This is a genomic window from Micromonospora sp. NPDC049230 (assembly GCF_040647875.1).
In the GTDB taxonomy this organism is placed as follows: domain Bacteria; phylum Actinomycetota; class Actinomycetes; order Mycobacteriales; family Micromonosporaceae; genus Micromonospora.
The window spans coordinates 259,783-279,311 of record NZ_JBEZCZ010000002.1 but is presented as its reverse complement, the minus strand read 5'-3'; the positions used below and the strand labels follow the sequence as shown (position 1 = coordinate 279,311).

20 protein-coding genes are annotated in these 19,529 nt (G+C 72.5%); 12 read left to right on the top strand and 8 right to left on the bottom strand.

Annotation, left to right across the window (positions count from 1 at the left end):
* Positions 1–357, bottom strand: a complete 357-nt coding sequence (locus tag AB0A95_RS02960) for a hypothetical protein (RefSeq protein WP_357553867.1) — start codon at positions 355–357, stop codon at positions 1–3.
* A 468-nt stretch (positions 358–825) separates the two neighbouring features.
* Positions 826–1,668 carry an FAD:protein FMN transferase gene (locus tag AB0A95_RS02955; RefSeq protein WP_357553866.1) on the bottom strand — a complete coding sequence of 281 codons (843 nt, stop codon included), beginning with the start codon at positions 1,666–1,668 and terminating at the stop codon, positions 826–828.
* Positions 1,669–1,895: 227 nt separating this feature from the next.
* Here AB0A95_RS02955 and AB0A95_RS02950 point away from each other — a divergent pair, with 227 nt between their 5' ends.
* Entirely contained in the window at positions 1,896–2,927 is a 1,032-nt protein-coding gene (locus AB0A95_RS02950) for a 3-isopropylmalate dehydrogenase (protein WP_357553865.1), read from the top strand.
* A gap of 146 nt (positions 2,928–3,073) precedes the next feature.
* Positions 3,074–4,171, top strand: coding sequence for a branched-chain amino acid aminotransferase (locus AB0A95_RS02945; RefSeq protein ID WP_357522206.1), 1,098 nt, complete (start codon positions 3,074–3,076; stop codon positions 4,169–4,171).
* A gap of 64 nt (positions 4,172–4,235) precedes the next feature.
* On the opposite strand, the gene AB0A95_RS02940 is transcribed toward AB0A95_RS02945, so the two are convergent.
* The 3 genes from AB0A95_RS02940 to AB0A95_RS02930 all read right to left on the bottom strand — a co-directional run bounded on the left by AB0A95_RS02940 (position 4,236) and on the right by AB0A95_RS02930 (position 6,254).
* Entirely contained in the window at positions 4,236–4,991 is a 756-nt protein-coding gene (locus AB0A95_RS02940) for a tyrosine-protein phosphatase (protein WP_357553864.1), read from the bottom strand.
* A 56-nt stretch (positions 4,992–5,047) separates the two neighbouring features.
* Positions 5,048–5,506 (bottom strand): PRC-barrel domain containing protein, encoded by a 459-nt coding sequence (locus AB0A95_RS02935; protein ID WP_357071545.1) that lies wholly within the window; start codon positions 5,504–5,506, stop codon positions 5,048–5,050.
* A gap of 217 nt (positions 5,507–5,723) precedes the next feature.
* A complete protein-coding gene (locus AB0A95_RS02930; protein ID WP_357553863.1) occupies positions 5,724–6,254 on the bottom strand; it encodes a carboxymuconolactone decarboxylase family protein in 531 nt (176 codons plus the stop codon).
* A gap of 426 nt (positions 6,255–6,680) precedes the next feature.
* Between AB0A95_RS02930 and cimA the strand changes: the two genes are divergently transcribed.
* Positions 6,681–8,264, top strand: coding sequence for a citramalate synthase (cimA, locus tag AB0A95_RS02925; RefSeq protein WP_357553862.1), 1,584 nt, complete (start codon positions 6,681–6,683; stop codon positions 8,262–8,264).
* A 121-nt stretch (positions 8,265–8,385) separates the two neighbouring features.
* On the opposite strand, the gene AB0A95_RS02920 is transcribed toward cimA, so the two are convergent.
* Positions 8,386–9,324: an endonuclease/exonuclease/phosphatase family protein gene (locus AB0A95_RS02920; RefSeq protein WP_357553913.1), complete on the bottom strand. Its 939-nt coding sequence runs from the start codon at positions 9,322–9,324 to the stop codon at positions 8,386–8,388.
* 406 nt (positions 9,325–9,730) lie between these two features.
* Between AB0A95_RS02920 and AB0A95_RS02915 the strand changes: the two genes are divergently transcribed.
* From AB0A95_RS02915 to AB0A95_RS02875, 9 genes are all read left to right on the top strand, one after another.
* Entirely contained in the window at positions 9,731–10,240 is a 510-nt protein-coding gene (locus AB0A95_RS02915) for a hypothetical protein (protein ID WP_357553861.1), read from the top strand.
* Positions 10,241–10,433: 193 nt separating this feature from the next.
* Positions 10,434–11,483, top strand: a complete 1,050-nt coding sequence (locus AB0A95_RS02910) for a MoxR family ATPase (protein WP_357522202.1) — start codon at positions 10,434–10,436, stop codon at positions 11,481–11,483.
* Entirely contained in the window at positions 11,480–12,490 is a 1,011-nt protein-coding gene (locus tag AB0A95_RS02905) for a DUF58 domain-containing protein (protein WP_357553860.1), read from the top strand. The genes AB0A95_RS02910 and AB0A95_RS02905 overlap by 4 nt, the downstream gene beginning before the upstream one ends.
* Complete coding sequence (locus tag AB0A95_RS02900; RefSeq protein ID WP_357553859.1) at positions 12,487–13,446, top strand: VWA domain-containing protein; 960 nt, start codon at positions 12,487–12,489, stop codon at positions 13,444–13,446. The genes AB0A95_RS02905 and AB0A95_RS02900 overlap by 4 nt, the downstream gene beginning before the upstream one ends.
* A gap of 38 nt (positions 13,447–13,484) precedes the next feature.
* Positions 13,485–14,339 carry a trypsin-like peptidase domain-containing protein gene (locus AB0A95_RS02895; protein ID WP_357553858.1) on the top strand — a complete coding sequence of 285 codons (855 nt, stop codon included), beginning with the start codon at positions 13,485–13,487 and terminating at the stop codon, positions 14,337–14,339.
* A 99-nt stretch (positions 14,340–14,438) separates the two neighbouring features.
* The gene (locus AB0A95_RS02890; protein WP_357553857.1) at positions 14,439–14,735 is read left to right on the top strand and encodes a hypothetical protein; all 297 of its coding nucleotides are present in this window, start codon (positions 14,439–14,441) and stop codon (positions 14,733–14,735) included.
* A gap of 34 nt (positions 14,736–14,769) precedes the next feature.
* Positions 14,770–15,195 carry an alternative ribosome rescue aminoacyl-tRNA hydrolase ArfB gene (arfB, locus tag AB0A95_RS02885; RefSeq protein ID WP_099851126.1) on the top strand — a complete coding sequence of 142 codons (426 nt, stop codon included), beginning with the start codon at positions 14,770–14,772 and terminating at the stop codon, positions 15,193–15,195.
* Between the two features lie 111 nt (positions 15,196–15,306).
* The gene (locus AB0A95_RS02880) at positions 15,307–16,305 is read left to right on the top strand and encodes an aldo/keto reductase (RefSeq protein ID WP_357553856.1); all 999 of its coding nucleotides are present in this window, start codon (positions 15,307–15,309) and stop codon (positions 16,303–16,305) included.
* A gap of 73 nt (positions 16,306–16,378) precedes the next feature.
* A complete protein-coding gene (locus tag AB0A95_RS02875; RefSeq protein WP_357553855.1) occupies positions 16,379–16,975 on the top strand; it encodes a TetR family transcriptional regulator in 597 nt (198 codons plus the stop codon).
* A gap of 13 nt (positions 16,976–16,988) precedes the next feature.
* Here the strand turns inward: AB0A95_RS02875 and AB0A95_RS02870 are convergent, their stop codons facing one another.
* Positions 16,989–17,855, bottom strand: a complete 867-nt coding sequence (locus tag AB0A95_RS02870) for a 3-methyladenine DNA glycosylase (protein WP_357553854.1) — start codon at positions 17,853–17,855, stop codon at positions 16,989–16,991.
* A gap of 35 nt (positions 17,856–17,890) precedes the next feature.
* Positions 17,891–19,084 (bottom strand): hypothetical protein, encoded by a 1,194-nt coding sequence (locus AB0A95_RS02865; RefSeq protein WP_357553853.1) that lies wholly within the window; start codon positions 19,082–19,084, stop codon positions 17,891–17,893.
* Between the last annotated feature and the right edge of the window lie 445 nt (positions 19,085–19,529).

The following is a 19,529-nucleotide window of genomic DNA, read 5'->3' as shown; positions in this document are numbered from 1 at the left end:
TCAGCCGGGCAGTCGGGCCGGGGGCGGGTAGACCGAGCCGTCCTGCGGGTCGAAGAGCATCAGCCCGTGCTCGCCGGCCAGCCGCTCGATGTCCAGTAGCACCTGGTCCGCGCAGGTCGGGTGCAGGTTCAGCTCGACATGGTCGTGGGCGGCGTGCAGTGGAGCCACCGCCCACGGGCTGTCCGCGCCGGGGTGACGGTCCGGATAGGAGGCGGTGATCGCCCGGTAGAAGCCGACCACCCGCGGGTCCGGGTAACGGTCCACGTGTCGCCCCTGTCGGCAACCGTTGACCGCTGTCCGTACGTCCTCGGGCGTCGCCCCGTCCTCCAGGGCCCACACGCTCAGATCGAAACTCACGGCGGATAGCGTGCCATCCGCCGTTCACCATGTCGAAACTGCCTCGCCGCCGGTCACCGCCGAGTCCCGGGGCCTCCCGTCACGACGGTCCGGTGTAGAGACTCTTGCGTCGAGTTGCGTCGATTCGCTAGCGTACGTACTGCGGTCACTGGCCGAGTGCGAGGCGCCGGCCCGTCTTCGGGTGGCGCGGTCGACGTCCGACCCGACCGGTCCGCACCCCTCGATTGTGCGAGCCACGCGCACTCGTCGCTGATCGGCCCCCACGGTCGTTGCCGAGAGCGTGGGGGCCGATCGCAAGCCCGACCGGTCGTCGACCACCGGAGCGGCGTGTCCGCCGGCAGCGGGCGACCGAGATGCGAATCGGGCCGGAGCGCCGCGGCGAGACGGGCTCGGCGCGGCGTCGGTGTGCCCAGCGCTCATGTGCCAGCGCCGGTGTGTTCAACGACTGCCTGCTCGGCGCTGGTGTGCTCAGCGGCGGTGTGCGAAGAGCGCGCGATAGTCGGAGTCGCCGCGGAACCACGCCAGGCCGGTGGGGCCGGCGGCGTACAGCGCGGTGGCGTAGGCGTCGGCGATCGTCAGGTCGGGGCCCACGACGGTGGCGGCGACGAGCTGGTCGGCCGGCTCGCCGGTGTGCGGGTCCACCACGTGCCCCTGCCGTCCACTCACCCCGGAGGTGCCGACCGCGCCCGCTGTCATCTCCAGCACCAGTGGCGCGCGCTCCGGTGCGGTCGGGTGGTGCACGGCGACCCGCCAGGGCCCGCCGTGCGGCGCGTGGCCACGGACGACGAGGTCGGCCCCGGTGACGACGGCGTAGTCGTGGATGCCGGCGGCCCGTAGCCTCTGCGCGACGCGTTCCACAGCCCAGCCACCGAGCAGGCCACCCGGGTCGAAGCCGCCGGGCACCGCCCAGGCGTCGAACCACCCGTCGGTGGCCGCGCGCATGGCCGCGCAGCGGTCCACCAGGTCGGCGAGCGGGGGGTACGAGTCGGGGCTGATCTCGCCCCGACGCAGGCGGGAGACCAGGCTCTCCGGCCGGTTGGGGCCGTAGGTGAGGTCGATGGCGCGCAACTCCGCGACGCTGTCCCGCAGGGCCTCGCCCACACCCCGGCGGCCGAGCCACTCGGGGGCGTTGAGGAGCAGTGTGTATTCGGCGGTCGCCGTGCGGACTGTGTGCTGCACCGCGATCCGGCCCTCGGTGGCGCCGGACGGGTCGATGCGGTGCCGGCGGCTGCCGAGGCGGAGGTCCGGCCGGCGGTTGCGGAACGCCGACGGGTCCGGCCAGCGGGTCCGCGGCTGCTCGTCGATGCGCATCGCATCTGCCCCCTCGCACTCGGCGCCGCGTCGTCGCGGTCAGTCGTCGACGGGTCCCCGCGACCCGCCGGCCACCAGGGTAGGCAGCGCACATGATCGCCTCATGAATCCCAGCTGAGAGGCTGCTGTGTATGACGGTTTCCCATATTTTGGACGCCGCGTACCGGGAGGCGGGACGGCGACGTACCGTTGCCCAGAACGGAACCGTTGAGCAGAGGAGTGCGGTCGTGGCGCGGATCGCGGTGGTGGCCGGGGACGGCATCGGGCCCGAGGTGGTCGCGCAGGCCCGTAAGGTCCTCGACGCGGTGCTGCCCGACGTGCAGGCCACCGAGTACGACCTCGGCGCGGCCCGCTGGCACCGTACCGGAGAGGTCCTGCCCGACTCGGTGCTGACCGAGCTGGCCGGGCACGACGCGATCCTGCTCGGCGCGGTCGGCGACCCGACGGTTCCGCCGGGTGTGCTTGAGCGGGGCCTGCTGCTCAAGCTCCGGTTCGCCTTCGACCAGTACGTCAACCTGCGTCCCTCCCGTCTCTGGCCCGGGGTCGCCGGCCCGCTCGGCAACGTCAAGCCGGGCGAGGTCGACCTCGTGGTGGTGCGTGAGGGCACCGAGGGTCTCTACGCCGGGGCCGGTGGAACGCTGCACCGCGACACCCCCGCCGAGGTCGCCACCGAGGAGAGCCTGAACACCCGGCACGGCGTGGAGCGGGTGATCCGCGACGCGTTCGCCCGCGCCGGCCGCCGCGAGCGGCGCAAGGTCACCCTGGTGCACAAGACCAACGTGCTCACCCACGCCGGGTCGCTGTGGTCGCGCACCTTCGACGCGGTCGCCGCGGAGCACCCGGACATCGCCACCGAATACCAGCACGTCGACGCCGCCGCCATGTTCCTGGTCACCCAGCCGCAGCGCTACGACGTGGTGGTCACCGACAACCTGTTCGGCGACATCCTCACCGACATCGCGGCCGCCGTCACCGGTGGGATCGGGCTGGCCGCCAGTGGCTGCATCAACCCCGAGGGCGCGTACCCCTCGATGTTCGAGCCGGTGCACGGCTCCGCGCCGGACATCGCCGGGCGAGGCATCGCCGACCCGGTCGCCGCCGTGCTCTCCGCCGCGCTCCTGCTGGAGCAGCTCGGGCACGGCGAGTCCGCCGCCCGGGTCAACGCCGCGGTGGCCGCCGAGCTGGCCAGCCGTACTCCGGGCATGACGCTGCGTACCGAAGAGGTCGGCGACCGGCTCGCCGCCCACGCCGTAGCCTGACCGGCCTGGCCCGGCACCGGCCTGGCCGGGCACCCTTCCCAGCCCGGGTGGCGTTACCCGCTGAACGACCGTTCGGGGTAAGTTTCTGGCACAGCCCATCCGGTGTGCGGTCCCGCATGCCGTTGTCCCGCAGGGAGGTCAGCGCGATGAGCGGTGGTGACATGCTCGACTTCGAGATCCGTCCGAATCCCGCGCCGGTATCGGCCGCCGATCGGGCCGCCCTGCTGGCCAACCCCGGGTTCGGCCGCGTCTTCACCGACCACATGGTCACCGTGCGTTACGCCGAGGGTAAGGGCTGGTACGACGCCCGGGTGGAGGCACGCGGCCCGATTCCGATGGATCCGGCCAGCGCGGTGCTGCACTACGCGCAGGAGATCTTCGAGGGGTTGAAGGCGTACCGGACGGCCGACGGTGGCGTGACCATGTTCCGGCCGGATGCCAACGCCGCCCGCTTCGTCACCTCGGCGCAGCGGATGGCGATGCCGGTGCTGCCGCCCGAGGTGTTCGTCGACTCGCTGCACAAGCTCATCGAGATCGACAGGGACTGGATCCCCACCGGCGCGGACGGCAGCCTCTACCTGCGGCCGTTCATGTTCGCCAGCGAGGTCTTCCTCGGCGTCCGCCCGGCCAACGAATACCTCTACATGGTGATCGCCTCGCCGGTCGAGTCCTACTTCAGCGGTGGGGTCAAGCCGGTCACCGTCTGGGTCTCACCCGACTACACCCGGGCCGCGCCCGGTGGCACCGGCGCGGCCAAGTGCGGCGGCAACTACGCCGCGTCGCTGGCCGCCCAGGCCGAGGCGATCGAGGCCGGCTGCGACCAGGTCGTCTTCCTGGACGCGGTGGAGCGCCGTTTCGTGGACGAGCTGGGCGGCATGAACGTCTTCTTCGTCTACGACGACAACTCGATCGTCACCCCGCCGCTGACCGGCACGATCCTGCCGGGCATCACCCGCGATGCGGTCCTCACGCTGGCCGGGGCAGCCGGGCACCGGGTCGAGGAGCGGCCGGTCAGCTTCGCCGACTGGCAGGCCGACGCGGCCAGCGGTCGCCTCCGGGAGGTGTTCGCCTGCGGCACCGCCGCGGTGGTCACCCCGATCGGTCAGGTCCGCTTCCCGGACGGCGAGTTCCTGGTCGGCGGCGGCGAGCCCGGCCGGGTCACCATGACCCTCCGTGAGCAGTTGATGGACATCCAGCGTGGCAAGACCGCCGACGAGTACGGCTGGGTGCAGCGGGTCCTCTGACCGACGTGGCTGGCCGGCCCGTCCCCAGCGGACGGGCCGGCACAGTCAGCTCCGCCTCGGCGGGTCACGCCTCGGTCGGCTCGGCGAGCAGGTGGTCGCGCAGCGCGGCGAGCTGCTCGTCGGTCACCCCGGCGTGCCGCAGGTACGCCTCGATCGAGCCGTGCCCCTCGCGTAGCTCGTCGAGGAAGATCTGCATCGCCTCGGCGGGCGAGGCCAGGAACGGCGCCGGCACGTCCCCGCTGGCCGGGCTGGTGGCCTTCAGCCAGGCACTGAACCGGGCCGACGCCTCGGTGCTGAGCGCGTAGTCCGCGGTGATGTCCGCGTCGTCGACGCCGAGCACGGCGAGGGTCAGCGCACAGACGATGCCGGTGCGGTCCTTGCCGGCGACGCAGTGCACCACCACCGGTGCATTCGCGGAGTCGGCGATCAACCCGACCGCCTCGGCCAGCCCGGCGGTGCCGGTCTGGGCCAGGTCCGCGTACCGGTCCGCGAGGTAACGGGCCAGGCTGGCGCCCTCCTCGTGCGGTGTGCCCGCCCAGTCGTCGTGTTCCGGGTGGATGTTGCGGTAGGTCAGCCCCTGGTATGCCGGCACCCGGCCGTCCCGTTGCACCTCGCTGGGGCGGCGCAGGTCGATGACGGTGCGGATCCCGATCGCGGCGAACGCGTCCTGGTCCTGCTCGGTGAGGCGGTGCAGCGAGTCGGAACGGAAGAGCCGGCCCCGGCGTACGGGTCGGTCGCCGTGGCCGAGGTAGCCACCGACCTCCCGGAAGTTGAAGGTGGCGGGCAACGAGATCTGGCGACTGTCGTCGATGGCGTCCACGTGGACACGGTAACGGCCGGCGGGGCCACACCCCACCGGCCGTCGGGTCGAACACGTTACCGGGCCGTGCCCGGCGGGAGGGCGCCGTACGTCTCGTCGTAGTAGCCGCCCAACTGATCCCGGTAGCTCGGGTCGCTGTGACTGCTCTCGTCGTACTCCGGGGCGGCCTTGATCTGGTCCCGGGTCCGGTCGACGGAGACGGTGCGCTGGTCGTGGTCGACCTGGTTGACGGTGCCGGCCGGCAGCATCACCTTCTTGCCGAAGATCCAGGGGCCGGTGTCCACCACCAGGTAGCTGCCGCCCACCTCGTGGCTGGCACTGTCGATCTTGCCGACTCCGCCGTCACTGGCCTCGACCTTGTAGCCGACCAGGTCGGCGTCGGCCACCCCGGCCTGGTCCCGGTACCGCCAGGGGTCGAACGTGCCGGCCGGCGCGCCGCCGGGCACGGCACCCTGGTCGCCGCCGCGCAGCGGGTCCGGCCCGGCGTGGGTGGCGTGCGGATCGATGCTGTCCATGCCGTTCACTCCTGACTGTCGCCGATCGTCTCGGCGTAGGCGGGTACGTCGTCCCCGCAGGAGCTACCCGGCCGTCGGGGGCCGGAAACGGCACCGGGCCAACGCCCGCGAGGTGCGGCACCGGGCCAACGCCCGCGAGGTGCGGCATCGGGCCAACGCCCGCGGGGTGCGGCGACGGGCCGCGGGGCGCGGTGCCGGTCCGTCGGGGTGTACCTGTTCAGGCGAGGGCTGCCTCGGCGTCCAGGGTGACCGCCGCGGCGTGCACCACCGCGGAGATCCGCAGGGCCTCGTGTATCTGCTCGCGGGTGTAGCCGCTGCGCCGCAGCTTCTTCTCGTGCAACTCCAGGCACACGCCGCAGCCGGCGATGGCCGACACGGCGAGGCACCAGAGTTCGAAGTCGCCCTTGTCCACGCCGGGCCGCGCGATGATCCGCATCCGCAGCCGGGCCGGCATCGAGGCGTACTGCTCGTCGCCGATGAGGTGCTTGGCCCGGTAGTAGACGTTGTTCATCGCCATGATCGCGGCGGCGCCCTTGGCCGCCTCGACGCCCTCCGGACCGAGGTGCCCGAGCGCCTCGGCCGCGATCTCCCGCAGCACCACCGGGTTGCGGGCGGCGACCGCACAGGCCAGCGCGGTGCCCCAGGTCTGCGTCGGGGTCAGCGTCGAGGTGCCGACCGTGGAGCCCAGGTTGAGCCTGATGTCCCTGGCGTACTCCGGCAGGGCCGCCATGATCGCGTCCAGTCCCATGGTCAGACCCCGGCACCGGCGAGGAGCGTGTTGGCGTCGAGGGTGTCGGACACGCAGGCGGTGGGTTCGCACGCGGGGAAGCGGTCACCGAAAGTGAGCACAGGTCCTCCTCTTGAGCGGCACGGCGGCCGCGACTGGATCGTGCCAGGCATTCTGGCATCGCTGTTTCCGCCGGTGGGCGGGCTGAGCGTCGGTGTGGCCGGGCACCGATGTCGTGCGCCGGTCGCCCCGGATCAAGGGCACCCTCCGTAGTCATCTCGGTATGTGGATTGTTGTTCCCACGTTCGGCCGGCGGTGGCAGAGTGGGGATCGTGACCAGCACCGACCTGATTATTGCGACCTAGCGCGCCGGCCTTCCCCTCCGCCGAGCGCGCAGACCTCCCGCACCCGCGGGAGGTCTTTTTGTTGCTCAGAGAAAGGATCCTGATGACGTTCCAGGTCTACGACACGACCTTGCGCGACGGCGCCCAGCGCGAGGGGCTCACCTATTCGGTGATCGACAAGCTGGCGGTGGCCCGGTTGCTCGACGAGTTCGGCGTCGGCTTCATCGAGGGCGGCTGGCCGGGTGCGGTGCCCAAGGACACCGAGTTCTTCCGCCGGGCGCGTACCGAGCTGGACCTGCGGCACGCCGTGCTCGTCGCGTTCGGCTCCACCCGCAAGGCCGGTGTCGCGGTCGCCGAAGACCCCCAGGTGCGCGCCCTGCTGGACGCGCAGACCCCGGCGGTGACGCTTGTCGCCAAGGCCGACAGCCGACACGTCGAGCGCGCGCTGCGCACCACCGGCGCGGAGAACCTGGCGATGATCCACGACACCGTCAGCCACCTCGTCCGCGAGGGCCGACGGGTCTTCGTCGACGGCGAACACTTCTTCGACGGCTACCGGCACGACCCCGCGTACGGCGCGGCCGTGGTGCAGACCGCGTTGGCCGCCGGCGCCGAGCGGATGGTGCTCTGCGACACCAACGGCGGCATGCTGCCGTCCCAGGTGACAGCCGTCATCGCCGATCTGACCGACAGGCTGGGGATCGACCCCGGGCTGCTCGGCATGCACGCCCAGAACGACACCTCCTGCGCGGTGGCCAACACGATCGCCGCCGTGGAGGCGGGCGTCCGCCACGTCCAGGGCACCGCCAACGGGTACGGCGAACGCCCCGGCAACGCCGACATCTTCGCGGTCGCCGCCAACCTCCAACTCAAGCTCGGCATGCCGGTCCTACCGGAGGGCTGCCTGGAGCAGATGGTGCGGGTCTCGCACGCCATCGCCGAGATCGCCAACATCGCCCCCGACACCCACCAGGCGTACGCCGGGGCCGCCGCCTTCGCCCACAAGGCGGGGCTGCACGCGAGCGCGATCAAGGTCGACCCGTTGCTCTACAACCACGTGGATCCGTCGGTGGTGGGCAACGACATGCGGATCCTGATCACCGAGATGGCCGGCCGGGCCAGCGTCGAGCTCAAGAGTCGCGAGCTCGGTCTGGACCTGGCCGACAGTCCGGAGGCGCTGACCCGGGTCACCAATCGGGTCAAGGAGTTGGAGGCCGGCGGGTGGTCCTTCGAGGCCGCGGACGCCTCCTTCGAGCTGCTGGTCCGCTCCGAGCTGCCGGAGGGCGGTCCGGCCCGACCGTTCACTCTGGAGTCGTACCGGGTGCTCGTCGAGCACCGCGAGGACGGTTCGGTGGTCTCCGAGGCGACCGTCAAGATCCGGGTACGCGGGGAGCGGGTGATCGCCACCGCCGAGGGCAACGGCCCGGTCAACGCGCTCGACGAGGCGCTGCGGGTGGGGCTCGCCCGGCACTACCCACAGTTGCGCGCCTTCGAGCTGGCCGACTACAAGGTCCGCATCCTCGAGGGCAGCCACGGCACCGGCGCGGTGACCCGGGTGCTGCTGGAGACCGCCGACGGCACCGGCCGCGACTGGACGACGGTAGGCGTACACCCCAACGTCGTCGAGGCCAGCTGGCACGCCCTGATCGACGCCCTCACCTACGGCCTGGCCCCCACCACGGTCTGACCCCCACCCCACCCCGCCCCCACCCCCGCGATCTTGCACGTTGTGTCGCAGATCTACGCCGGCTGCCCTTGATGTGGGGGCAGAAAGTGCAAGATCGCGGAGACCGGGGAGGGGGCGGGGTCTACGGGGTGGGGAGGGTGAGGGTGGCGAGGACGGGACGGTGGTCGCTGCCGGGTAGGGCGAGCACCCGCACCGAGCGGACCGCGATGCGGTGGTCGACGAGCACGTGGTCGATGGTGACAGGTGGGATGAGGTCACCGTCGTACGGGCCCCAGGTGCCGGCCAGGCCCGCACCGGCGGCGTCGGCGGCATCGACGTAACCGGTGCGCAGCAGGGCTCGCAGCGGGCCGTGGTCGAGGGTCGCGTTGAAGTCCCCGGCGAGGATCTGTAGGCCGTCGTCCGGAGTGGCGGGTGGCTGCGCGGTCAGGTCGGCACGCCAGGGACCGACCTGGTCGAGCGCGTACGGCGCGCTGGGGTGCGCCGACTCCACCCGCACCGGGGGTGCGCCGGGGATCGCCACAGTCCCGTACGCCTGGGTGAAGCCCCAGCCGCCGAGGTTGCGCCGGAGGCCGACGTCGGTGAGCGGCCACCGCGAGTAGAGCCCGGAGCCGGGAGTGCCGACCTCCGGGTTGAGCTGCCGGTGCGGCAGCAGCCGGTCGAGGCCGAGCTGATCCAGGGCGGCCTGCGCGTCCGGCGTGAACTCCTGCACGGTGAGCACGTCCACCTCGTGCCGCCGGACCAGTTCGACAAGCGTCCGCGCGTCGCCGGTGCCGGCGAGCAGGTTGGCGGTGAGCAGCCGCACGGTCGGCCCGGCCGCCGTGGGCTGCGGAGCGGCCAACGCCCGGGGCGCGACGAGGCCGAGCAGCGCCACCGCCGCCAGGGCCGCGACCGCCGCTGGCCACCATCGCCGCAGGGCGAGTGCGAGGGCCAGGGGCAGCACGCTGACACCTGCGATGTACGGCGTGAAGGCGAGCGCCTGCACCAGCGGACCCCGGTCCAGGCCGAGCAGCCGGACGGCGGCCCAGAGGGCTGTCGGCGCGACAGTCAGCCAACAGAGCACCGTGCCGAGTCGAGCGCTGCGGTAGCACCTCGGCGCGGGCGTGGGCGTGGGCGGACCGTCGACGATCATGACGGTGATCCTAGTGGGCGCTCCGAATCCAATTCGTGAATGACGGGGCCTTCACATTTCACAATTATCTGACGGCTGATCGACAGCTCGATAAAGTGAGATCAACTATTGACGGCGGGCTTTTTGCGGTGCTACGTTCCATCTGATTCAAACGACGCCACTCTGAGTAGTAATCCCAGCTCAGATGGGATGTAGAACGTTCAGAAATCAACCTCACCGGTTGTCAGTGGGTTAGGTTTTCCGCACCCCAATGTCGTCGTCCGCCTATTCATGGGCAGTCATCCGTCCCGCCCCGCGGGTCGGCCGAATTCGCACGGTCACACAAGGGGGACCTGTCATGGAAAAATCCTTCCGACGCAAGGCGGCAGCGGTCACGTTCGCTGTCCTGGCGCTCACCCTGGCTGGCGGGGGGATCGCCATCGCCCAGCCGTCGGCGAAGGCGCCGCAGGCGGCCGTCAAGCCGACGGTCCGTGATACCAGCACCCAGCCGCCGGTCACCGCCGAGTCCGCACGTTCGGCGAAGGCCGCGCTGAAGGCGGGCGGGGTCACCACGATGGCGGCTGCCAGCTGGTTCACCGTCGTCAACGCCAACGGCACCAAGGCGCGCGGCACCGGCACGGTGCTCAAGTACGGCACCGGCCAGTACGAGGTGCAGTTCGGCTACAACGTGTCGGCGGGTGCCTTCCTGGCCACCATCTCCCGATTCGACGCGTGCTGCATCCCGCCGGCGGGTGAGGTCGCGGTCGCCCCGCGACTGAGCACGCCCAACGCGGTCTTCATCCAGACCCGCAACTCGGCGGGAGCGCCGGCCGATCTGGGCTTCACCCTGCTCACCCACACGCCCTGACCGAATCGACAACCCGGCCCCCGCGCCTCGTGCGCGGGGGCCGCTCGTTGGTCGATCACGGCCCGGTTACGGCCTCGGGGCTCGTGCCGATCGGCGCGCTTCCGTGCGACTCGTCCCTGTTCCGGCCACTCCGGGCCCGTCCGGGCCGCACAATCCGACGTTTGTCAGGCCCCTGGCCAGGGAAGCAAGCACCGTGACGGACATCTCGGACACCCTGGCCAGCATGCCCAGCTCGGTCGATCCCGAGCCGACGGGCGTCGAGCTGGAACAGACCCTCTTCGAGGTCAAACGCGTGATCGTCGGGCAGGATCGGCTTGTTCAGCGCCTGCTCACCGCACTGATCGCCAATGGGCACTGTCTCCTGGAGGGCGTACCCGGTGTGGCCAAGACCCTGGCCGCGCAGACTCTCGCCACCGTCGTCGGCGGCACCTTCTCCCGGATCCAGTTCACCCCGGACCTGGTCCCCTCCGACATCGTCGGTACCCGGATCTACCGGGCCTCCAAGGAGACCTTCGACATCGAACTGGGCCCGATCATGGCCAACCTGGTGCTGGCCGACGAGATCAACCGCGCCCCGGCCAAGGTGCAGTCGGCGCTGTTGGAGGCGATGGCGGAACGGCAGGTCTCCATCGGTGGGCGCAGCTGGCCGGTCCCGCAACCGTTCCTGGTGCTGGCCACCCAGAACCCGATCGAGTCCGAGGGGGTCTACCAGCTCCCGGAGGCGCAGCGGGACCGATTCCTGATGAAGGTGGTGGTCGACTACCCCAGCGACGCCGACGAACTGGCCATCCTCTACCGGATGAGCACCGACCGGCCGAGTCCGCGTCCGGTGCTCGACGCGCAACGACTGCGGGACCTCCAGGCCCACGCCGAGCGGGTCTTCGTCCACCACGCGTTGGCCGAGTACGTGGTGCGGCTGATCCTCGCCACCCGTGACCCGGGCCGGTTCGGGCTGCCGGAGATCGCCCCGCTGTTGGCGTACGGCGCCAGCCCGCGGGCCACCCTCGGCCTGGTCGCGGCGGCTCGGGCCCAGGCGCTGCTGCGGGGCCGGGAGTACGTGCTGCCCGAGGACGTGCGTGACCTGGCCGTCGACGTCCTCGCCCACCGGCTGGTGCTCTCCTTCGACGCGGTGGCCGACGGGGTGTCGGCCGAGAGCGTGGTGCGGCGGTTGGTCGAGGCGGTGCCCCCGCCCCGGTTGGCCACCGGTCACCCACAGCAGACGCCGGATCTGGCGGCGGCATGAGACGAGCGATCGTGGCGCCGGCCGGCCCGGGCCTGGCCGAGTTGGCCCCGGATCAGCGGGTACGTCGTCTGGAGTTGACAGTCACGCGTCGACTGAACGGCCTGCTGCACGGCCAGTACCGCGGGCTGCTGCCCGGACCGGGCAGTGAACCGGCGGGCAGCCGCGAGTACCGGCCGGGTGAGGACGAGGTCCGCCGGATGGACTGGGCGGTGACGGCCCGCACCGCCGTGCCGCACGTGCGGCAGGTCGACGCGGACCGGGAACTGACCACCTGGTTGCTTGTCGACGGCAGCGCCAGCATGGAGTTCGGCACCGCCGAGCTGGACAAGCGGGAGTTGGCCGTGGCCGCGGTCGCGGCGGTCGGTTTCCTGACCGCGGGCGTCGGCAACCGCCTCGGCGCCCAGGTGCTGCGGGCCGACGGGGTACGCCGCTTTCCGGCCCGCAGCGGGCGTACCCATCTGCTGGCTCTGCTGCGCACGCTGCTCGCCGCCCCACGGCCCACCGCGCCCGGCGACCGGCCGGGGCCGGGGTCGGCGGGGCCGCCGGACCTGGCCGACGGGCTCGACGCGTTGCACCGGACCGCGAACCGGCGTGGTCTGGTCGTGGTGGTCTCCGACTTCCTCGACGGCCTGCCCGACGACCCCGGCCAGCCGGCGCCCTGGGAACGGACCCTGCGCCGGCTCGCCGCCCGACACCAGGTGCTGGCGATCGAGGTCACCGACCCACGTGAGCTGGAGCTACCGGACGTCGGCCTGATCACGCTCATGGACCCGGAGACCGGCCGCCGCCGCGAGGTGTGCACATCGGACCGTCGGCTGCGCGAGCGGTACGCCCAGGCCGCCGCCGCCCAGCGCGATCAGCTCCACGGGTCGTTGCGCCGCAGTGGGGCCACCCATCTGCCCCTGCGCACCGACGGGGACTGGTGCGCGGACATCGTCCGGCACGTGCACGCCCAGCGTCGGCTCGCCGCCGCGCCGGTCGGACCGGCACGGGGAGGTGTCGCGTGACCTGGCAGTCGCCGCTGCGACTCTGGCTGCTGCTCGGCGTGCTCGCTCTCGTCGGCGTGTACCTGCTGATGCAACGCGGGCGCAGCCGGTACGCGGTCCGCTTCACCAACCTGCGACTGCTGGACCGGGTGGCGCCGGAGCGGCCCGCCTGGCGTCGGCACGTACCGGCCGGGCTGTTCCTGGCGATGCTGGCCCTGCTGGTTGTCGGGTTCGCCCGTCCCAGCGCGGAGGTCCGGGTGCCCCGGGAACGGGCCACCGTGATGGTGGCGGTGGACGTGTCCACGTCGATGCTCGCCACCGACGTGGACCCGGACCGGTTGGCCGCGGCGAAGCAGGCCGCCCGACGGTTCGTCGAGGGCCTGCCCGACGAGTTCAACGTGGGGCTCGTCGCGTTCGCCGGCAGCGCGGCCGTGCTGGTGCCGCCGGGCACCGACCGGGACGCCCTCGACGAGGGGATCGGCCGGCTCGCCGAGGGCATCACCGGCGTGCAGGGCACCGCGATCGGGGAGGCCATCAACACCTCCCTCGGCGCGGTCAAGAGCCTGGACAGCGCGGCCGCGAAGGAGACGCCACCGGCCCGGATCATCCTGCTCTCCGACGGCGCCAACACCTCCGGAATGGACCCGATGGAGGCGGCGGCCGAGGCGGTGACGGCGGAGGTGCCGGTGCACTCGATCTCCTTCGGGACGCCGTCGGGGTTCGTCGACCGCGGTGGACGGCCCATCCAGGTGCCGGTCGACGGGCAGACCCTCAAGGCGGTCGCCGAGGAGACCGGCGGGATGTTCCACGAGGCCAGCACCACAGACGAGCTGCGGGCCGTCTACGACGACATCGGTAGCTCGGTCGGTTACCGCACCGAGCGGCAGGACGTCTCGGCCCGGTTCATCGGCCTCGGACTGGTGTTCGCGATGGGCGCGGCCGCCGGTTCGATGCGTTGGTTCTCCCGCCTGCCCTGACCGCCGCGCACCACAGCCGTCGACCGTGAGGAGTACGCATGGCAGTACAGACCGGACTGGGCGAACCGCGCGGTCCCTGGTTCATCTCACCGCAACTCGACCCGGACGGGCGAGGGTGGTGGGACACGCCCGAGCGTGACCCGGGCGAGCGCAGGCCGCGTCGGCTGCTCGCCGCACTGGCCGTGGTGGCGCTCTCCGCCGTCTCGGGGGCCGTCGCCGGTGGCGTGGTGGCCGCCCGGGACGGGGGTGGCGGCCCGGCTGCGGCGTCCGCCGCCCCGGTGTCGGCCGAGCTGGTCACCGCGGCCGAGCGGACTGTGCCCGGGGTGGTGTCGGTGTTGGCCGGCGGCACGTCGGCCGGGTCCGCCACCGGCTCCGGCTTCGCGGTGGACGACCAGCAGCACCTGATCACCAACGATCACATCCTGGCCAAGGGCGGCGGCGGCCCGGTGACCGTGGAACTGCCCGACGGCCGCCGGTTCGCCGCCGCCGTGGTCGGGCGGGAGCCGCGCAGCGACCTGGCGGTGCTGAAGGTGCCGGCCGCTGCCGGTCTCACCCCACTGCCCCTGGCCAAGCCGGGCGCGACCCGGGTCGGCGAGCCGGTGCTCGCGGTGGGTTCACCACTCGGCCTGGCCGGGACTGTCACCGCGGGCATCGTCAGCGCACTGGACCGTCAGGTGCGGCTGGGCAACAACAGGCACCGCGCGGTGCAGACCGACGCGTCCATCAATCCCGGCAATTCGGGTGGGCCGCTTGTCAACGCCCGTGGGGAGGTGGTCGGCGTGAACACCGCCATCGCGACCATCGACGGAAACGGTTCGATCGGCATCGGGTTCGCCATTCCGATCGACCAGGTGCAGCAGACCGCCGACACGATCATCGGCAAGGGGGGCTGACCTGCTCAGACGGCCTGGCGACGCACTGCCGCTGTCAGATATCCGGCGCGACGGCATCGGGCCATGGAAATATTACTGTCGGTATGGATACTGGCGGAGGTGGAGCGTCCTCTTCTCACGGTCCTCCTGCTGGTGGGCCTGGTCATCGGATGTGCGGTGGGGTCGGCGTACGCCCGGGCACGACGTGGGTGGAACGACTACCAGACCGTCCGGAAGTCGGTGCCGGGCGCCCGTCGGGGCGCCTGGTCGCTGATCCGCGGGGTCGCCGTGAAGGCCGGGGTGATCGCGCTGCTGCTCTTCGGCGCTGTGGCTTACGCGGCGGTCGGCGCCGACGAGGAGACCGCGGGGCCGGCGCCCGGCCAGTCGCCGACGCGGAGTGAGACCCCGCGCCGATGACCCTTGGCGAGCCGTCGCGGGTTAGCCTCGGGGCGTGGACGACGGACTGCGGGTGACCGATCGGTGGGTCGTCCCCGCCGGGGAGCTGCGGGAGCGCTTCTCCCGCTCGTCGGGGCCGGGTGGGCAGGGTGTGAACACCGCCGACTCCCGGGTCGAGTTGAGTTACGACCTGGCCAACTCGCCGGCCGTGCCCGAGTGGCTGCGGTCCCGGGCGCTGGCCCGGCTGGCCAACCGCCTGGTCGACGGGGTGCTGACCATCGCCGCCAGCGAGCATCGGGCCCAGCTGGCCAATCGGGAGGCGGCCCGCGAGCGGATGACGGCGCTGCTGCGGGAGGCCGCCGCACCCCCGCCGCCGGCCCGCCGGGCGACCCGCCCGTCCCGTGGGGCGAAGGAGCGTCGGCTGGCCGAGAAGAAGCGCCAGTCCCAGCGCAAGCGGGACCGCCGCGCGGACGACGACTGACCGATCCGTTCTGCCGTCGGCGGACCACCACGCTCGTTAGTGACAAAAGATGGAATCTGTCATCCAGATGCTGTACGGTCGTCGGGTAACCCACGATGAGAGGACACCCCCATGGACACCCGCTCCCTCGGCGCCACCGGGCCCACCGTCTCCGCCCTCGGGCTCGGCCTGATGGGCATGTCCGACCTCTACGGCACCGCCGACGAGGCCGAGAGCATCGCCACCATCCACGCCGCCCTGGACGCCGGCATCACCCTGCTGGACACCGGCGACTTCTACGGCATGGGCCACAACGAGATGCTGCTGCGCGACGCGCTGCGCGGCCGTAACCGGGACAACGCGGTGATCAGCGTCAAGTTCGGTGCGCTTCGCGACGCCGAGGGCGGTTGGAACGGCATCGACGTCCGACCGGTCGCGATCAAGAACTTCCTGGCGTACACACTGCGCCGGCTCGGCACCGACCACGTGGACGTCTACCGACCCGCCCGGCTCTCCCCGGACGTCCCGGTGGAGGAGGTCGTGGGCACCCTGGCCGAGCTGGTCAAGGCCGGCCACGTCCGGCACATCGGCCTGTCCGAGGTGGGTGCGGAGACGCTGCGCCGGGCGCACACCGTGCACCCGATCAGCGACCTCCAGATCGAGTACTCCCTGATCTCCCGCGACCCGGAGGCCGCGATCCTGCCGACGGCCCGCGAGCTGGGTGTGGGGATCACCGCGTACGGGGTGCTCTCCCGCGGCCTGATCAGTGGGCACTGGCAGCCCGGACGGCAGACCGCGGGCATCGACTTCCGCACCCACCTGCCCCGGTTCGCCGGCGCGAACCTGGACCGCAACCTCGCCCTGGTGGACGCGCTACGCGCCATCGCCGAGGCGCGCGGCGTCACAGTGGCGCAGATCGCCATCGCCTGGGTGCTGTCCCGCGGCGCGACAATCGTGCCGGTGCTCGGCGCCCGCACCCGGGAGCGGCTCACCGAGGCGCTGGGTGCCGCGACTGTCACCCTGACCGATGCGGACCTGGCCGCCATCGAAGCCGCCGTCCCGGCCGGCGCGGCGGCCGGCACCCGTTACGACGAGGCCCAGATGGCCTTCCTGGACAGCGAGCGCGCATGACCGCAGGCCGTGGCGCGACCGCAGGTCGGGGGGCCGCGCCACGGTTGCCCGCGCGGTCAGGGAGGCTGGGCTGATGAGCGACACCACCGCCCTGACCGCCGACCGCATCCTCGACACCGCCGAGGAGGTGCTGCGCCGGTACGGGCCGGCGAAGGCCACGGTGCTGGACGTCGCACGTGCGCTGGGCGTCAGCCACGGCAGCGTCTACCGGCACTTCGCCAGCAAGGCAGCCCTGCGCGAGGCGGTCGCCGAACGCTGGCTGGCCCGGGTCTCCACCCCACTGATCGACGTGGGCACCGGCCCCGAGCCGGCCGCCCAACGGCTGCGTCGGTGGCTGGCCGAGCTGAGCGGCACCAAACGCCGGATGGCCCGGGAGGACCCGGAGCTGTTCGACAACTTCCACCAGCTCGCCACGCTCTCCGAGGGCGCCGTCGCCAACCACTTGGAGGTGCTCGCCGGTCAGCTCAGCCTGATCGTCGCGGACGGGGTGGCGGCCGGAGAGTTCAGCGTGCCCGACGCGGCGGTGGCCGGGCGGGCGCTGCTCCAGGCCACCGCCCGGTTCCACCACCCGTCCCACCGCACCGAGTGGATCGAGCCCGGGCTCGACGACGACCTGTCGGCAGTTGTCGACCTCCTCGTCGACGGACTGCGTACCCGCACGGCCGGGTGAGCCGAACCCTCGATCAGGTCGCGACGGCGGCGAGCAGTCGGTCGCGCAGCACGGCGGCCCGCTCGGCGAACCCGCGCTGCGCGGCGGCGTACTCCGCCCGCCCGTCGGCGGTCTCCACCCGCACCGCCGGGTAACCCAGCGCCGCCAGGTCGTACGGGCTGGCCCTCATGTCCAGGGTGCGGATCTCCCGAGCCAGCTCGAAACAGTCCGCCACCAACTCGGACGGCACCAGCGGCGACAACTTGTACGCCCACTTGTACAGATCCATGTTGGCGTGCAGGCAGCCCGGCTGCTCGTGCGCGTGCTGCGTCTCCCGGGTCGGGGTGAGCAGATTCAGCGGACGGGCCGGCGGCGTGAAGAACCGGAACGCGTCGAAGTGGCTGCACCGCACGCCCCGCTCCTCGACCACCGCGGCGGTCCGTTCCGGGGTCAACCGCAGCGGCCAGGCGTTGTGCCGCACCTCCTCGTGGGTCTGCCGGTAGACCATCGCCCACTCGTGCATCCCGAAACAGCCGAAGTGCGGCGCCCGCCCGGCGGTGGCCGCCAGCAGGGAGCGGATCCAGGCGATCGACTCGCCGCGCCGCGCGCGTACCCCGGCGGTGTCGAGGGTGACCCCGGCGGTGGCGGCGCGGTAGTCCCGGCCGAACTCGGCCGGATCGGCATCGCGCAGCTCGACCCCGGCGCCCGGATGCCAGCGACGGAGCTGGGCCGGGCGGTGCGAGTAGTAGGTGAACAGGAAGTCGGCCACCGGATGCCGCTCACCGCGCCGCCGGCGGGCCAGGTGCGGGGTCAACCAGACGTCCACCCGCTCCTCGTGGGCACGCCGGCGGGCCTGCCACACCGCCGCGTCGAGCACGGCGGGGGCGAGGGCGGCGGTCACGCACCCCAGGGTACGACCGCCGCCCGCGCACCCGGTCAGGGCATGTGCACCCGCACGCCGGCGGAGAACACCCCGCTGCGCAGCTCCAACTGCTGGGGCGCGTCCCGTCCGTCGACGGTGAACACCAGCGGCAGCACCATCCGGCTGCCCGCGGCCATCGGGTCGGCGAAGATGTCCCGACCCAGGTTGGCCGCCCGGGTGGCCGACTCGTCGGTGCTCACCCAGCGCCCGCCCGGCAGGTACGCCCGTTGCAACTGGCCGTGCCAGGGCTGCTGGTCGCCTGTGATGTTGCGTACACCCACTGTGGCCTGGCAGCGTCGACCGTTCGCCGGGGCGGCACCGCCGCCGGCCGTCCCGGGCGAGCCGCAGGACATCCGGTACACGGTGAACTCGAACGCCGACTCGCGAAGCGGCACACCCACCGGCCCGGTGACCCCGCTGCCCAGCCACGCGCCGCTGGTGGGCTGCTTCTGCGTGTCGATCGCCGAGACCCGCCGGGTCGCCGTCCAACCCGCCGTGCCGACGACGCCCGCGAGGAGCACCACTGCCGCACCCACCACCAACCAGACCGGCGGGGTACGCCGACGCCGCGACGCACTCGGGGCTGCCGGGCGCGGGTAGACCGTCCCGCGACCACCGTCGGACCCGCCCCCGCTGGCCAGTGCGGCAGCCGTGACCCGGCCCGCGCGCCGACGTCGCCACACCCAGGCCAGGGCGGCGCCGATCAGCAGCAGGACCGCCAGGCCGGCGAGCAGCACCGGGTACCGCCGCCAGGGCGGCGCCTCGGTCACCTCGGCCGCCGGTGCCGCCGCCGCCTTCCAGGTGGCCGTGGCGCAGTCGTACGGACGGGTGCCGTCACTGGTGAACGCGCAGGCCGGCGCGGTCAGCGGCTGGCCGGGCGCGGTCGCGGCGAGCGCGGTGCCCAGCGTGGTGCTGCTGTGCGCCGGCAGCCTCAGCCGCCAGGTCACCTCGGTGCTCGATCCGCCGGACGGGGTGGACTTGCCGCCGCCGCTGATCGCTGTCGGCGACGAGCCGGCCGGCAACTCCTGGCGCACAGTGGTGTCCACGGGTGCGTTGCCCACGTTGCGCACCTGGATCCGGTACCTCGGTGCGGGGCTGGTCTCCGGCGCGACCGCCACAGTGACCTGCTGCGGGGGCGCCGACGCCGGTGCCCGGGACGGAGGCCCCATCGCCGGTGGCGCCGAGGGCGGGGTGGGTTCGACGGCCATCCGTGCGACCACCGCGACAGGTGGCCGCGTGGTCGTCGCCGGCGTGACAGTCGCCACCCCGGTCGGCACGGCGCTCGGTCGAGTCGCGACGGCCGGTGGTGTTGGCGTGGTCCCCGGCGCTCGCGCCGCAAATGGTCCCCGCGCGGCCAGCACTGTTGCGGTGGCCGGTGGTGCTTGCGCGGCCGGTGGTGCTTGCGCGGGCGGCGTGGTTGCTGGTGTCGCCGTGACTGGCGGTCGTGGCGCAGCCGGTGGTGCGTGCGCGGGCGGCGCCTCCGGGGCCGCCGCCGGCAGGGCCGGCACGGCGGCGAGGATGCCGAGGCAGTGGACGAACACTGCGAGGGCTCTGTGGTGTCGTGTCGATGCAGGCATACGAACGAACCTCCGGAGCCGACGCTAGGGGCGAGCCGCCTCCGTGCGGGTACGAAGTCGGGAACCCCGCCCCGGT

What these genes read in the sequence shown, in the direction of transcription:
- AB0A95_RS02955 (WP_357553866.1), bottom strand. Translation starts at nt 1,668, where the DNA reads ATGCGCATCGACGAGCAGCCGCGGACCCGCTGGCCGGACCCGTCGGCG.
- AB0A95_RS02945 (WP_357522206.1), top strand. Translation starts at nt 3,074, where the DNA reads ATGAGCGGTGGTGACATGCTCGACTTCGAGATCCGTCCGAATCCCGCG.
- AB0A95_RS02935 (WP_357071545.1), bottom strand. Translation starts at nt 5,506, where the DNA reads ATGGACAGCATCGATCCGCACGCCACCCACGCCGGGCCGGACCCGCTG.
- AB0A95_RS02930 (WP_357553863.1), bottom strand. Translation starts at nt 6,254, where the DNA reads ATGGGACTGGACGCGATCATGGCGGCCCTGCCGGAGTACGCCAGGGAC.
- cimA (WP_357553862.1), top strand. Translation starts at nt 6,681, where the DNA reads ATGACGTTCCAGGTCTACGACACGACCTTGCGCGACGGCGCCCAGCGC.
- AB0A95_RS02915 (WP_357553861.1), top strand. Translation starts at nt 9,731, where the DNA reads ATGGAAAAATCCTTCCGACGCAAGGCGGCAGCGGTCACGTTCGCTGTC.
- AB0A95_RS02905 (WP_357553860.1), top strand. Translation starts at nt 11,480, where the DNA reads ATGAGACGAGCGATCGTGGCGCCGGCCGGCCCGGGCCTGGCCGAGTTG.
- AB0A95_RS02895 (WP_357553858.1), top strand. Translation starts at nt 13,485, where the DNA reads ATGGCAGTACAGACCGGACTGGGCGAACCGCGCGGTCCCTGGTTCATC.
- AB0A95_RS02880 (WP_357553856.1), top strand. Translation starts at nt 15,307, where the DNA reads ATGGACACCCGCTCCCTCGGCGCCACCGGGCCCACCGTCTCCGCCCTC.
- AB0A95_RS02875 (WP_357553855.1), top strand. Translation starts at nt 16,379, where the DNA reads ATGAGCGACACCACCGCCCTGACCGCCGACCGCATCCTCGACACCGCC.
- AB0A95_RS02865 (WP_357553853.1), bottom strand. Translation starts at nt 19,084, where the DNA reads ATGGCCGTCGAACCCACCCCGCCCTCGGCGCCACCGGCGATGGGGCCT.